Genomic DNA, 13,914 nt, shown 5'->3' with positions numbered 1-13,914 from the left:
TGGCGCTCTCTCCGACCCCGCGCATAGTGCCTCCCCGAGCCGAGTACATCGGCCCACCGAGGGGAGAGCGCCATGGAAATCGCCACAGAGTTGATGGCCGCCGCGCAAGGCCAGACCGGGCTCGCCGATTTCGGTGATGACGGTTTTCGCGAGGGCCTCGAACGGCTGGTCCTGGCGCTGAACACCGAGGCGCGGCTTACCTCGGCCGGAGAACATGCGCTGCGCGACCGCATCCTGCTGCACTTGCGCCAGCGCCTGATGGTGGAGGATTGGTACGCCCGCCACCCCGAGATCGACGACGAGGACATTCGCAGCCCCCTGTTCGGGGTCAGCCTGCCGCGCACGGGTTCCTCGGCGCTGTCCTACCTGCTCTCCAGCGATCCGGGGGTGCGTTACCTGCGCGTCTGGGAGAGTTCGCAGCCCTGCCCGCCGCCTTCGACGGTCGATGGACCGGACCCGCGCCGGGGCGCCTCGGCCAGCGCCGCAGACGAGACGCTGAAGGGCGGCAGCCGCACGCCTTCCGGAATCGACGGGGCCATGGAGTGCCAGGACCTCATGGCGCTCGATTTCCGCAGCCAGATCTTCCAGGCCTTCGCCCAGGTGCCCAGTTACTCGCAGTGGCTGCTGGAGACGGCACACAGCGGCACCTACGCGTACCATAAGCGTACCCTAAGGCTCCTGCAGTGGGGTGAGCCCGCGCGGCCATGGCGCCTCAAGGCGCCGACGCACATGCTCTATCTGAATGCGCTCGACGCTGCCTATCCCGACGCGCGTTTCGTGATGACGCATCGTGATCCGACCGACGTGATGCTCTCGGTCGCAACCGTCTATGCCGAAATCATCGGCAAGTTCACCGACCATGTCGACCATGCCTACATCGGCGAACTCAACGTCCAGTGCTGGTCGGAGGCGATGACCCGCGCCATCGCCTTTCGCGAGGCCGGCAACGACCATCGCTTCTTCGACATCCACTTCCGCGCCATGCAGGCCGACCCGCTCGGCGAAGTGCGCCGCCTTTACGACTGGCTGGGCGAGACGATCTCGCCCGCCTTCGCGCAGGCCATGGCCGCATGGTGGGAGAGCAACACCGCCGCCGAGCGCATGGCCAAGCCCGATCCCGCCCGCTTCGGCCTCGACCCGCAGGCCGTGCGCGCGCGCTTCGCCGATTACCTGAACCACATGGACCAGTGGGCCGCTTGACAAGAGGAACCCGAATGCCCGAACCGATCACCGGCAAGTACGACTTCGACGCCGACGCGCGCATGGCGCAGACCGTCGCCAATGGCCCACGCTACGCGCCGCTGCGGCTGGAGGAGGTCACCCCCGAGGGCATGGAGCAGGTGCAGGTCATCCGCGCCGCGTTCTCCATCCCCGACAGCCGCCCCTTCCCCGACGTCAGCCTCATCACCTTGCGCCATCCGGGCATGTTCAAGGGCCAGATGGTACTCGGCATCGAGCTGGCGAAGGGCGCGATTCCCGGGCGCGATCGTGAACTGGCAGTCCTGCGCCTTGCCTGGCTCGCCCGCGCGCCCTTCGAATGGAGCGAGCACGTCGATATCGGCAAGGCCTTCGGGGTCACGGCCGAGGAAATCGAGCGCGTGCTGGAAGGCTCCGCCGCGCCCGGCTGGACCGAGCACGAATCGGCGGTCCTGCGCGGCGTGGAGGAACTGGTCGCCGACCACTGCCTGAGCGATTCGACATGGGCGACGCTGGCGAAAAGCTGGGACGAGAAGCAGATGCTGGAGTTCCCGCTGCTCGTCGGCTCGTACCTGATGACGGCGCTGCAGCAGAATTCGCTCAAGATTCAGCCAAAGGGCGGTTTCGACTACCGCTGATTCGGCGGTGGGCGACGCTGTGGCCGATTCTGTTGAAACCCCTGTGGATAAGCAGCGGACAATCGGAGCATAATCGAACCGTCATCCCAGCGAAAGCTGGGACCGCTGGCCGCGAACAGCCCACTTGGCGTGGTAATCCTTCTCACGACGGTTCGCGCCTAAAGACCGATAGCGGTCCCAGCCTTCGCTGGGATGACGGCAATTGGGCGATAATCCGGCCGACATTTGGCCGATGTTGGCGAAATTGGCGGCCTTTCGCCGTCTCCGTGACCCTGAAGAAAAGACGGCCGGGGCGGGCAAGGCAAGGAGCCGCCCCGGCCAAGGTCACAGGATGGGAGAAACGCCCCATGACAAGCGTTTCTCCGGGCTTGGTGCAGGCTTGACGAGAGGAGCAAGCCGCGCAACACTAGCTAATGATAATCATTCGCATGTGCAAGCCCTAAAAGGAGACCCGCCATGTACAAGTACGTCGACCGCCCGCTCAGCAGCCTCGACGAAGGCTGCCGGTTCCTCGTCTGGTCCATGCGGGCGTGGGTCACCGCGATCGGCCACAAGCGGTGCCCGGCGCAGCTTCTCGCCCCGGCTTTTGCGCGCTGGCGCATGATCGGGGGCTTGCAGCCCTTCCACCGCGCCATGGTGCTGCTCAACCGCGACGCGCTCGATACGCTGGCGTTCTGCCCGATGGGCTGCAGCCATGTGTCGGAACACGAGGCGGTGATTCTCGAACTGATCACCTCGCTGCGCGATCGCGGCCCCACCGCGACTCGCGAGACGCTGGACCTGGTGGTGACCGAGGAGAGCGTGGGCGACATGCTCGAAACGCTGTCGAAGATCGGCGCGGCGCTCGCCATTGCGGGGATCTTTCCAGGCGAGCCCGTCGCCAATCCCGGCCGCAGTCACTGAAATCAGCCATTGACCCTTTCGCGCAAGAGTGGAGTCGGGCCGTGCTAGATAGGCGCTGACGCGGTCCGGCTTCACTCTTGCGCGAAGCCTCCTCCCTCCCGCCGTCATTGCGAGCGTAGCGAAGCAATCCAGAGCCGAGCAAACCGCCCTGGATTGCTTCGCTACGCTCGCAATGACGAAACGGGGTGGCTCAATCCAGCGGCGCGACATCCACCGAGGCATACATCGCCTGCGTCCCCGCGCCCCGGAACCGGCCGTCGAGCGGCGCCACGTCCGAATAGTCGCGTCCCATGCCGAGGAAGATGTGGTCGGTGTCCGCCAGCTTGTCGTTGGTGGGATCGAAACCGACCCAGCCCAGTTCCTCGCCGCACCACAAGTTGACCCAGGCGTGCATGGCGTCGGCGCCGACCAGCCGCTCCTGCCCCGGCGGCGGCAGCGTGCGCAAGTAGCCGCTGACGTAGGCTGCCGGGATGCCGTGCGCGCGCGCGGCGATGATCATGATGTGGCTGAAGTCCTGGCAGACGCCGTGCCGCCGGTTGAACGCCTCGATCGGCGGCGTGTCGGTCTCGGTCGCGTCCGCATCGAAGGTGAATTCCCCGTGGATCGCCGACATCAGCGCCCGCCCGGCCTCCATCACCGGCATCGCCTCATTGAGCAGCGACCCCGCCCACCGCGCGATTTCGTGCTGCGGCTGCGCGATCGGCGAGGCGAAGATGTACGACGCGGGCGCGAGATCGGAGAGGTCGGGCTTCTTCATCGCCCGCTCGCGCAGTTCGGCAAGACCCGGCCCGGCAGCATCCTCGACGAAGAACGGCAACGGCTCGACTTCCACCGTGAAGCGGCTCTCGATCTGGACCTGCGAAGTCACCTCGCGCAGCGCGAAGCGCGCCTCGTTGACGTGGTAGCCGCCCTGCCCCTCCACCACTTGCGCAGGTGAGGGATCGAGCGTCAGCTTGTAGTCGCTCACCACTTGCCCGTTCCAGGGGGCGGGCTTCAGGCGCACGTTGAACTGCGCCATGCTGACCGCCTGCGCGTACTTGAGCGTGGTGATATGGCTTACGGAATAGCGCATCAGAGCAGCGGGGTCCTGCGTTCGGCGTCCTCGTTGTCCAGCTGCAGGAAGTAGCGCAGCGAGATCGCATCCGACAGCGCCAGCAACTGCGCTTCCATCGCCGCCAGCCGCTCGGGCGTCATGTCGGTCGCCAGCAGCGCCTGCAGTTCGCCCAGCAGCGCGCGGGCGGCGCGCAAGGGGGGCTCGGGGATATTGTCGTCGCGGGAGGACGGCAGCGCGGAAAGGTGGGCGACGACTTGCGCCACCTGGAACACCAGCGCGCGCGGGTTGTCGGGGTCGAGCAGCACGAGATCGCGCACCGGGTTGAGCGATGGCCCGGTGAGGTAGCGGCTGCGATAGATGATCTGGCTGTCGCACAAGTCGAGCAGGAGGCCGAGCGAGGTGACGTCGCCCGCCTTCGTCAATTGCCGCGCGGTGCGGCAGATCGCCTGCGCGCGCTCCAGCCGCTGTCCGATCTCGAGGAAGCGCCACGCGGCCGAGCGCACCATGTTCTCCGAGATCAGCCCCGCGAGGGCGCTGAAATGCTCGGTCAGCCAGCGCGCGCTCGACAGCATCGACTGCGGGCGCTCGACGTTGATCGAGGGCATCGGGCGGCTGACGATGCGCCAGAAATCGCGGGCGAACCGCTCGCGCAGGGCCATGCCGACCTGCTGGCGGCGGCGCATGAGCGTGGCGACGCCGCCGGCCAGCCGCGTCTCGGTAAGCGCGCGGGCGCAGATCTTCGCGATCGGGAGCTTCGCCGTCGCCGCCTCGATCGCCCCGCCTTCGACCAGGAGCGCGGCGAGGCGCGGCAGCGCGGCGCCTTCGGCATCGACGTTGCCGTCGCTGTCCGCCGGGTTGGCGAGGATCGCGCGCACCACCCGCACCATCGCCTCGGCGCGCTCGTTGTAGCGGCCGAACCAGAACAGGTTGTCCGCCGCCTGGCTGGCGAGGATGCCGCCCCCGCGCGAGATCGGCGGCTCTCCGGCCACGCGGCTGCCGAGGTGGGCGGCGGCGGGCTTGTCGTCCACCACCCACAAGTCCGCCGACAAGTCGCCGTCGCCCATTAGCGAGGTCGGCAGCGCGGTGCTGGAAGACAGGCGCGCGAAGCCGCCGGGCATGACCGTCCAGCCGCCGTCGGCCGTGCGCGCCACGAAGGCGCGGACGGTGAAGGGGCGCGGCACGATCTGCCCGTCGATGATCGCGGGCGTGGTGGAGAGGTGGACGATCTCCTGCCCGCAATAGTCCATGGGGCGGCGCCACAGCGCGTCGATCAGCGCGACGCGGGACTTGCCGTCGAGCCCGGCCCCGGCGATCGGATTGCGGTTCGCCAGCGCCTCCACCGGCTGCCCGAATGCGGGAACCAGCGCCAGTTCCTCAAGCCGCGCGGCAACGGTGGAGCTTTCCACCGCCTGTCCGCACCACCATGTCGCGACGTTGGGCAGGATCGGCGCCTCGCCCAGCAGGGTGCGGCACAGGCGCGGCATGAAGGCCGCGAAGGCCGCGGATTCGAGCACCTCCACGCCCGGCCAGTTGACCATCTCGACGCCGCCGCCCGCCCACGCCCCGAACAGGTTGGGCACGCCCAGCTGCGATTTCGCGTCGAACGACAGCGGATCGAGCGCGGTGGTATCGATCCAGCGCCACACCGCGTCCACGCGCTTGGGCCCGGCAATGGTCCCGACGTAGAGCTTTTCGTCGAGCACGGTGAGGTCGCGCCCCTCGACCAGCGGCAGGCCGAGGTAGCGGGCGAGGTGCGCCTGCTCGGCATAAGTCTGGTTGAAACGACCGGGCGTCATCAGCGCGATGCGCGGATTCTCCCGGCGACAGGCGGCGGCCATGCCCTCCACCATGCCCGAGAAGAACTCCGACAGGCGCCGCGCATGCGCATCGGCCAGCAGGTTGCCGATCGCGCGCGACATCGCGAGGCGGTTCTCCAGCGCATAGCCGATCCCGCCGGCCACGCGCACCCGGTCCTGCAGCACCCGCCACTGCCCGCGCGGCCCGCGTGCAAGGTCGGCGGCGTAGACGTGGATGAAGCGGCCCTCATGAGGCGTGCGCCCGATCATGCGCCGCGCGAAGAACGGGCTGCCGGCGACGACGGCGGCGGGAAGATGGCCGTCCGCCACCAGCTTCTGCTCGCCGTAGATGTCGGTGGCGATCGCTTCCATCAGCTCGGCGCGCTGGATCAGCCCGCGTTCGACCTGGCTCCACTCCTGCGCACCGACGATCAGCGGCATCGCGTTGAGCGGCCAGGAACGCTCGTCCTCGTCCCCGGTCAGGCGGAAGGCGAGGCCGAGATCGGCGGCATGGCGCGCGGTGGCATCCTGCAGCGCCGAAGGGTCGCCATCGGTCGCCGCGGCGAGCCCGGCCGCCACCTTGCGCCACACGTCGGCGACCGGACGGCTGGCATCGCCGAACAGGTCCCCGCGCGAGGCTTCCGCGGCATAGCCGTCAAGCCAGCTCGCGGTCGGGGCGAGATCGGGGCCGGAAGCAGGACGGGTCACCATGGCAAACCTCGTCGTCCCGGACTTGATCCGGGACCGCTGGCCGTGACCAGCCCGCTTGGCATCGGGGCGCCTTGCCGATGGCACCTGCCTGAAGACAGCCAGCGGTCCCGGATCAAGTCCGGGACGACGAATGATCTATGCGCGCTGCACCCCTCGAACATGCCCCTACATTAGCCGCGAGGGCCGCCTGAGGTCGAGAGTGTAGGGAAATTCACTCGGCAGTTCCTCCGCAGGCACCGGCAGCGGCCCCGGAGAGTGGCCGTGATCCTGGAACCGCGCCTTGCGCCGGGCCTCGGCCTCGTAGTCGTTGACCGGCACCGTGTCGTAGCTGCGCCCGCCCGGATGCGCGACCTGATAGACGCAGCCGCCCAGCGAGCGGCCGTTCCACAAGTCGTAGATGTCGAAGGTCAGCGGCGCATGCGGCGGCAGCATCGGATGCATGCTCTCCGACGGCCACCACGCCTTGTAGCGCACGCCGCCCACGCCTTCGCCGTGCGCCACCTTGGTCAGCGGCACGCGGCGGCCGTTGCAGGTGATGACGTGACGGCCTTCGACAAGCCCCGTCGCCTTGACCTGCAGGCGCTCGGTGGAGCTGTCCACGTAGCGCACGGTGCCACCGATCGCCCCGGTTTCGCCCAGCACGTTCCACGGTTCGAGCGCGTGGCTGATCTGGAGGTTGACGCCGCCGCCCTCGACCTCGCCGTGGACCGGGAAGCGGAACATGCGCTGCGCCTCGAACCACGACGGGTCGAAGTCGTACCCGGCGCGGCGCAGGTCATCCAGCACGTCGAGGAAATCGGCCCAGACGTAATGGCCGAGCATGAAGCGGTCATGCAGCTGCGTGCCCCAGCGCACCAGCGGGCCTTCCACCGGCTCGCGCCAGAACCACGCCGTCAGCGCGCGCAGAAGCAGCTGCTGGGCGCAGGACATGCGGCCCTCGGGCGGCATCTCGAAGCCCCGGAACTCGACGAGGCCGAGGCGGCCGGTCGGGCCATCGGGCGAGAACAGCTTGTCGATGCAGATCTCGGTGCGGTGGGTGTTGCCGGTCACGTCCACCAGAAGGTTGCGGAACAGGCGGTCCACCACCCACGGCGCGGGCTGCTGCATGTGCGGACCGGGCACCTGCGAGAGCGCGATTTCCAGTTCGTAGAGCGCGTCGTGCCGAGCCTCGTCGATGCGCGGCGCCTGGCTGGTCGGGCCGATGAACAGGCCGGAGAACAGGTAGCTGAGCGAGGGATGCCGCTGCCAGTAGGTGACGAAGCTCTTGAGCAGGTCCGGGCGGCGGATGAACGGGCTGTCGAGCAAGGTCGGCCCGCCCAGCACGATGTGATTGCCGCCGCCGGTGCCGATCGAGCGGCCGTCGACCATGAACTTGTCGGCGGTCAACCCGATCTCGCGCGCGCAGTCGTAGAGCGTCTCGGTGATCTCCACCGTCTCGCGCCAGCTGGCGGAAGGATGGATGTTGACTTCGATGACGCCGGGATCGGGCGTGACCTTGAGCACCATTAGGCGCGGGTCCGGCGGCGGCGCATAGCCCTCGATCCGGATCGGCAGCTTCTGCACCTCGGCCACCGCCTCGATCGCGGCGACGAGTTCGAGGTAGTCCTCCAGCGCCTCAACCGGGGGAATGAACACGGCCAGGTAATCGCCGCGAGGCTCGACCGTGACGGCCGTGCGCACGGCGCCCTCGATGATGTCCTGATCGACCGCCGGACCGGTAAAGCTGTGCGGCTCCGGCACCGCCTGGGAACGCTGCGCCGTGCCGACCTCGCGCCCCTGATTGCCGCGCTCGATCGCCTGGAGACGGAAATCGGCGAGGGGTTGGCGCGGCTCTGCCGTGTCGCGCGGGTGGATGTAGGGAAAGTCGGCCGGCGCCACATAGGGCAGCGAGCCCAGCGGCAGGCGATAACCCAGCGCGGAATCGCCCGGAACCGCCGTCAGCACGCCCTTGCGCACGCGCCAGTATTCGCTCTTCCAGCGCGGCGCGGACTTGTCCTTCGCGTTCCAGCGCTGCACCGGCAGGACGACGCCGACCGGCTGCTCCACCCCGCGCCGATACGTGCGGCGGAAGCGGCGGGCCAGTTCCTCGTCCTCGATCGCAGGGTCGAGCGGCGTGGTGTTCACCGGCAGTTCGTCCTCGCGCAGCATCCAGACGCCGCGATCCTCGAACACCGGCTGGACGTAGCCGCGCTCCAGCCCCAGCCCCTGCGCCGCGCCGGCCAGCAGGTTGGCGGCGGCGAGCACGTCGATGGTGGGCACCGGATCGGGATCGCCGTCCTTCTCCAGCGGCTTCTCCCCCGCGATCAGGCTGTCGTCATGCCAGATCGGCACGCCGTCCTTGCGCCAGTAGATCGAGTAGCCCCAGCGCGGCAGCGTCTCTCCGGGATACCACTTGCCCTGCCCGTGGTGGAGCAGCGATCCCGGCGCGAACTTCGCGCGCAGCAGGCGGATCAGCTTGTCTGCATAGGCAGCCTTGGTCGGGCCGACCGCGGCGCTGTTCCACTCGGGCGCCTCGAAGTCGGTGGCGGCGATGAAGGTCGGCTCGCCGCCCATCGTCAGGTTGACGCCCCAGGCGGTGAGGTCCGCGTCCACCTTGTCGCCCAGCGCCAGCAGGCCGTCCCAGCGCTCGTCGGTGAAAGGCTTGGTGATGCGCACCGCTTCGGCGATGCGGCTGACGTTCATCTTGAAGTCGAAATCGACTTCGGCGGGCTCGGCCATGCCCTCGATCGGGGTGGCGGAGCGGTAATGCGGCGCGGCGCACAAGGGAATATGCCCCTCGCCCGCGAACATGCCGGACGTCGCGTCGAGCGCGATCCAGCCCGCGCCGGGGACATAGGCCTCGGCCCAGGCGTGGAGGTCGGTGACGTCCTCCAGCACGCCGACCGGCCCTTCCTTGGGCAGCACGTCGGCGACCAGCTGGATCGAATAGCCGGACACGAACCGCGCCGCGAAGCCGAGGCGGCGCAGCAGCTGCACCAGCAGCCACGCCGAATCGCGGCACGATCCGATGCCGACCTTCAGCGTCTCCTCGGGCGTCATCACGCCCTGCTCCATGCGGATCACGTAGTCGATGCGCTGCTGCAGGCGGCTGTTGATGTCGACGAGGAAATCGACCGTGCGGCCTTCGTAGTCGGCATGCTGGGCCACCAGCGCCTCGAACAGCGGGCCTTGCTCCTCGACCTCGAAATAGGCGGAAAGGTCCGCTTTCATGCCTTCCGAATAAGCGAAGGGATATTCCTCCGCCTCCGGCTCCACGAAGAAGTCGAACGGGTTGATGACGGCCAGTTCCGCCAGCAAATCGACCTCGATCGAGAAATGATCGACCGGATCGGGAAACACCACGCGCGCCAGCCAGTTGCCGTGCGGGTCCTGCTGCCAGTTCAGGAAATGCTCGGGCGGGCTGATCTTCAGCGAGTAGTTGGGCACCTCCGTCCGACTGTGCGGCGCCGGGCGAAGCCGGATGACCTGGGGGCCGAGACGGATGCGCCGCGAATAGCGGTAGCGGGTGAGATGGTGCAGGGCTGCCTTGATCATCGAAACGGAGTGTGCGCGATTCAATGCTGCGCTGCAACGATTGTTCAACAGTGGGCGTAAAACCTTCCCCACACCGTCGCACTTGTGTCATTCTTGCGTGCGAAAGGGCTTCTCGTGAATACCATGGACATGCTGACCGCCAACGAACCCGCGCAGGACGTGGAGGAAACCGAAGACCTCGCCACCCTGCCTTCGCGCTACTTCAACCGCGAACTGAGCTGGCTCGCCTTCAACGAGCGCGTGCTGGCCGAGGCCTGCAACCCGAACTATCCGTTGCTGGAGCGACTGCGCTTCCTGTCGATCTCGGGCAACAACATCGACGAGTTCCTGATGGTGCGCGTTGCCGGCTTCCACGCTCAGGTGCGTCGCCAGATCGAGGAAATCTCGATGGACGGCCTCACCCCGTCGCAGGCGATCGCGGTCACGCACGAAAAGGTGATGGAGCTGGAGCGAATCCAGCAGGAAACCTGGTCCACCCTCAAGACCCAGCTTGGCGAAGCAGGCATCACCGTCGTCGGCGAGGATGACAAGCTCGACCGCGAGCGCGAGAAGTGGCTGCGCGAATACTTCATCGAACAGGTCATGCCGGTGATCACCCCGCAGGCGATCGACCCGGCGCACCCCTTCCCCTTCGTCGCCAACCAGGGCATCGGCGTACTGTTCTCGCTGACGCGCGAGGCCGACGAGGCATCGGTGATGGAGATGGTGCTGATCCCCTCGCCGCTGCCGCGCTTCGTGCGCATTCCGGGCGCCGAGGCATCCTGGATCTCGATCGAGGACCTGATCTGCCGCAACACCGAGGAACTGTTCCCCGGCTTCCGCTTCAACGGCCACGGCGTGTTCCGCATCCTGCGCGACAGCGACCTCGAGGTCGAGGAAGACGCCGAGGACCTCGTGCGCTACTTCCGCACCGCGATCCAGCGCCGCCGCCGCGGTCTCGTCATCGTGCTGCAGTTGCAGGGCAAGTTCGACCCGGCCGCCGAGGAAATCCTGCGCACGCAGCTGGGCCTCGACAAGGCCCTCATCATGAAGACCGACGGCATCATCGGCTTCTCGGGCCTGTCGGCGATCTGCGACGAGGACCGGCCCGAGCTGAAGTTCGAGCCCTACACCCCGCGCTACCCCGAGCGCATCCTGGAACATGACGGCGACATCTTCGCGGCGATCCGCGAGAAGGACATCGTCGTCCAGCATCCTTACGAGAGCTTCGAGGTCGTCATCGACTTCCTGCGCCAGGCCGCGCTCGACCCGGACGTGGTGGCGATCAAGCAGACGCTCTACCGCGCGGGCAAGCAGTCGGCGATCATCTCGGCGCTGATCCAGGCGGCCGAGCAGGGCAAGTCGGTGACCGCCGTGGTCGAACTGAAAGCCCGCTTCGACGAGGAACAGAACCTTCTCTGGGCCAGCCAGCTCGAACGCGCGGGCGTCCAGGTGATCTACGGCTTCGTCGACTGGAAGACCCACGCCAAGGTCTCGGCGGTGGTGCGGCGCGAGAACGGTTCGTACCGGACCTACTGCCACTTCGGCACCGGCAACTACCACCCGATCACCGCGCGCGTGTATACCGACTTGTCGTACTTCACCGCCGAACCGGCGGCGGGACGCGACGTGGTGCGCCTGTTCAACTTCATCACCGGCTACGTCGAGCCCAAGAGCCTCGAAATGCTCTCGATCTCGCCGATCTCGCTGCGCTCGACCCTCAACGACTGCATCGACGCCGAGATCGCCAATGCCGAAGCCGGCAAGCCCGCGGCGATCTGGGCCAAGCTGAACTCGCTGACCGACCCCGACCTGATCGACCGCCTCTATGCCGCCAGCCGGGCGGGCGTGGACATCGACCTCGTCGTGCGCGGCATCTGCTGCCTGCGTCCGGGCGTGCCGGGCCTGTCGGAGAACATCGCGGTCAAGTCGATCATCGGCCGCTTCCTCGAACACGCGCGTATCTGGGCTTTCGCCAACGGCGCCTACCTGCCGAACCGTCGCGCCAAGCTGTTCATCACCTCGGCCGACGGCATGAGCCGCAACCTCGACCGCCGCGTCGAAGTGCTGCTGCCGATCCGCAACAAGACGGTGCACGACCAGGTGCTCGACCAGGTCATGCTGGCGAACCTGCTGGACTCCGAACAGTCGTGGGATCTGGCACCCGACGGGTCCTACGACCGCGTCGGCGAAGTGGAGAACCCCTTCAATCTCCACCGCTATTTCATGACCAACCCGTCACTCTCCGGACGCGGCGCGGCACTCGACAGTGGACGAAAGGTGCCGAAGCTGTCGCTGAGGCGTGGCAACATCTGACACGATGCCCAGCCCCTTCGTCATTGCGAGCGCAGCGAAGCCGCGCTCGCAATGACGAACGACAGGTTCACATTCCCGCGCAAAGATGACGAGAGAGGGGACAAATGTGGCCCCTCACACTTCACCTTGCGTCAGCGCCGCTCTAAAGAGCGCCTCGCAACCTTGGGCCCTTGTGGTAAGTATTGACCAGAATGATCGGCATCAGCCAGTCCAGCGCCCGGCGCGCCATCATCGACATCGGATCGAACACGGTACGCCTCGTCGTCTACAACGGGCCGCCGCGTTCGCCGGTCGTCGTGCTCAACGAGAAGGTCAACGCCCGACTCGGCAAGGACCTCGGCCGCACCGGCGCGATCGGCGAGAAGTCGATGCGCACGGCCCTCGCCGCGCTGGCGCGATTCGCCACGCTGCTGCGGCTGCAGGGGGTGGACGACGTCGAATGCGTCGCCACCGCCGCCGCGCGCGATGCCTCCAATGGACCAGCATTCCTTGAGGCCGTGCGCGGCTTCGGTCTCTCCCCCCGCCTGCTTTCCGGCGAGGAGGAAGCCCGCGCCAGCGCCACCGGCGTCATCGCCGCCTTCCCCGGCGCGCGCGGCATCGCGGCCGACCTCGGCGGCGGCAGCCTCGAACTGGTGGAGATCGACGCGGCGGTGCCCGGGGGCATCGCTCCGGGCGGGATCACCCTTCCCTTCGGCACCCTGCGCCTGCCGGACCTGCGCGCGCTGGGCCAGCAGAAGTTCGCCGCTGCCGTGCGCGACGGCCTTTCCGCGCGGGGCTGGGGCGTCAATGGTCACCACGGCGGCCGCGGGATACCGCTCTACATCGTCGGCGGTTCGTGGCGCGCGCTGGCGCTGCAGGCGATGCGCGTGCTCGACTGGCCGGTGGACGATCCGCACGGCTTCGAACTCGCCCCGTCCGAGGCGATGCATCTCGCCCGGCAGTTCGCCAAGGGCAAGCTCGAGAACCCCGATCCGCGCATCTCCGCCTCGCGCCTTACCACCCTGCCCGACGCCGCCGCGCTGATGGCGCAGATGGTCGGGCAACTGCATCCCTCGCGCCTGATCTTCTCGTCGTGGGGCCTGCGCGAAGGGCTGCTGCACATGCAGCTTCCCGAGAGCATCCGTCAGGAAAGCCCGATGCTGGCGAGCGTCGCCGACTTCGCGCAGACCGCCCGCGTCAGCGCCGACGACGCCGTGCGCATCGCCGAATGGACTGCCCCCGCCTGCACGCAGGCCCGGGCCGACGCCGACTTGCGCAAGGCCGCCAGCCTGCTCGCCCTTGCAGCGATGCGCACCGAACCGAACATGCGCACCGAGGAAGCGCTTACCTGGGCCCTGCGCAAGCGCTGGATCGGCCTCGACATGCGCGGGCGCGGCATGATGGCGATGACCGTCTTTGCGAACTCCGGCGAGACCGAGGTGCCGCCGCAGTTCACCAAGCTGGCCAGCGACGAGGACTTGCGCCGCGCGATCGGCTGGGGCCTCGCGGTGCGACTGTGCCGACGCCTGACCGGCGGCGTTGCGGGCGGTCTTGCCGCGACCTCGCTGGCCGTGGAGCAGGGCACGCTGGTGCTGACCGTGCAGGACGCCGTGCGGCCGCTCTACGGCGCGGGCAACGGCAAGGACCTGAAAGCGCTGGCCGACTGGCTGGGGCTGGGATGCCGGGTGCAGGATGCGCAAGGGGCTGTGATCGAGGGATAACCCCACCCGAGCGCCTTCTCCCCCCACTTTCGTCATTGCGAGCATAGCGAAGCAATCCAGGGCGGCGTTCAACTGCACTGGATTGC

At 67.9% G+C, this 13,914-nt stretch carries 8 protein-coding genes; 5 read left to right on the top strand and 3 right to left on the bottom strand.

All coding sequences use genetic code 11. The features are described 5' to 3' along the window. Positions 1-72 precede the first annotated feature (72 nt). The 3 genes from PKE80_RS23290 to PKE80_RS23280 all read left to right on the top strand — a co-directional run bounded on the left by PKE80_RS23290 (position 73) and on the right by PKE80_RS23280 (position 2,738). Complete coding sequence (locus PKE80_RS23290) at positions 73-1,200, top strand: sulfotransferase family protein (protein WP_271184574.1); 1,128 nt, start codon at positions 73-75, stop codon at positions 1,198-1,200. Between the two features lie 14 nt (positions 1,201-1,214). Then, on the top strand, positions 1,215-1,835 hold the full coding sequence (locus PKE80_RS23285; RefSeq protein WP_271184573.1) for a carboxymuconolactone decarboxylase family protein: 621 nt from the start codon (positions 1,215-1,217) through the stop codon (positions 1,833-1,835). A gap of 456 nt (positions 1,836-2,291) precedes the next feature. After that, entirely contained in the window at positions 2,292-2,738 is a 447-nt protein-coding gene (locus PKE80_RS23280; protein WP_008831086.1) for a hypothetical protein, read from the top strand. Between the two features lie 190 nt (positions 2,739-2,928). Here PKE80_RS23280 and PKE80_RS23275 read toward each other — a convergent pair whose 3' ends face one another. The 3 genes from PKE80_RS23275 to PKE80_RS23265 form a co-directional block, all read right to left on the bottom strand. Then, a complete protein-coding gene (locus PKE80_RS23275) occupies positions 2,929-3,810 on the bottom strand; it encodes a transglutaminase family protein (RefSeq protein ID WP_271184572.1) in 882 nt (293 codons plus the stop codon). Further along, positions 3,810-6,299 (bottom strand): circularly permuted type 2 ATP-grasp protein, encoded by a 2,490-nt coding sequence (locus PKE80_RS23270; protein WP_036526283.1) that lies wholly within the window; start codon positions 6,297-6,299, stop codon positions 3,810-3,812. The genes PKE80_RS23275 and PKE80_RS23270 overlap by 1 nt, the downstream gene beginning before the upstream one ends. A 165-nt stretch (positions 6,300-6,464) precedes the next feature. Continuing rightward, a complete protein-coding gene (locus PKE80_RS23265; protein WP_271184571.1) occupies positions 6,465-9,833 on the bottom strand; it encodes a transglutaminase family protein in 3,369 nt (1,122 codons plus the stop codon). A 123-nt stretch (positions 9,834-9,956) separates the two neighbouring features. On the opposite strand from PKE80_RS23265, the gene PKE80_RS23260 reads away from it, so the two are divergent. Together PKE80_RS23260 and PKE80_RS23255 are read left to right on the top strand one after the other, a co-directional pair. Then, positions 9,957-12,128: an RNA degradosome polyphosphate kinase gene (locus tag PKE80_RS23260; protein WP_008831082.1), complete on the top strand. Its 2,172-nt coding sequence runs from the start codon at positions 9,957-9,959 to the stop codon at positions 12,126-12,128. Between the two features lie 191 nt (positions 12,129-12,319). Then, entirely contained in the window at positions 12,320-13,828 is a 1,509-nt protein-coding gene (locus PKE80_RS23255) for a Ppx/GppA phosphatase family protein (RefSeq protein ID WP_271184570.1), read from the top strand. The last annotated feature ends 86 nt before the right edge of the window (positions 13,829-13,914 follow it).

The sequence above is a fragment of the Novosphingobium resinovorum genome (genome assembly GCF_027922145.1).
GTDB classification, from domain to species: Bacteria; Pseudomonadota; Alphaproteobacteria; order Sphingomonadales; family Sphingomonadaceae; genus Novosphingobium; species Novosphingobium resinovorum.
The sequence above is the reverse complement of the archived record's forward strand: the minus strand, read 5'-3'. Positions and strand labels throughout refer to the sequence as shown.

Bases quoted from the DNA above. Each gene is read 5' to 3' on its own strand.
- PKE80_RS23290 (WP_271184574.1), top strand. From the start codon at position 73: ATGGAAATCGCCACAGAGTTGATGGCCGCCGCGCAAGGCCAGACCGGG.
- PKE80_RS23285 (WP_271184573.1), top strand. From the start codon at position 1,215: ATGCCCGAACCGATCACCGGCAAGTACGACTTCGACGCCGACGCGCGC.
- PKE80_RS23280 (WP_008831086.1), top strand. From the start codon at position 2,292: ATGTACAAGTACGTCGACCGCCCGCTCAGCAGCCTCGACGAAGGCTGC.
- PKE80_RS23275 (WP_271184572.1), bottom strand. From the start codon at position 3,810: ATGCGCTATTCCGTAAGCCATATCACCACGCTCAAGTACGCGCAGGCG.
- PKE80_RS23270 (WP_036526283.1), bottom strand. From the start codon at position 6,299: ATGGTGACCCGTCCTGCTTCCGGCCCCGATCTCGCCCCGACCGCGAGC.
- PKE80_RS23265 (WP_271184571.1), bottom strand. From the start codon at position 9,833: ATGATCAAGGCAGCCCTGCACCATCTCACCCGCTACCGCTATTCGCGG.
- PKE80_RS23260 (WP_008831082.1), top strand. From the start codon at position 9,957: ATGGACATGCTGACCGCCAACGAACCCGCGCAGGACGTGGAGGAAACC.
- PKE80_RS23255 (WP_271184570.1), top strand. From the start codon at position 12,320: ATGATCGGCATCAGCCAGTCCAGCGCCCGGCGCGCCATCATCGACATC.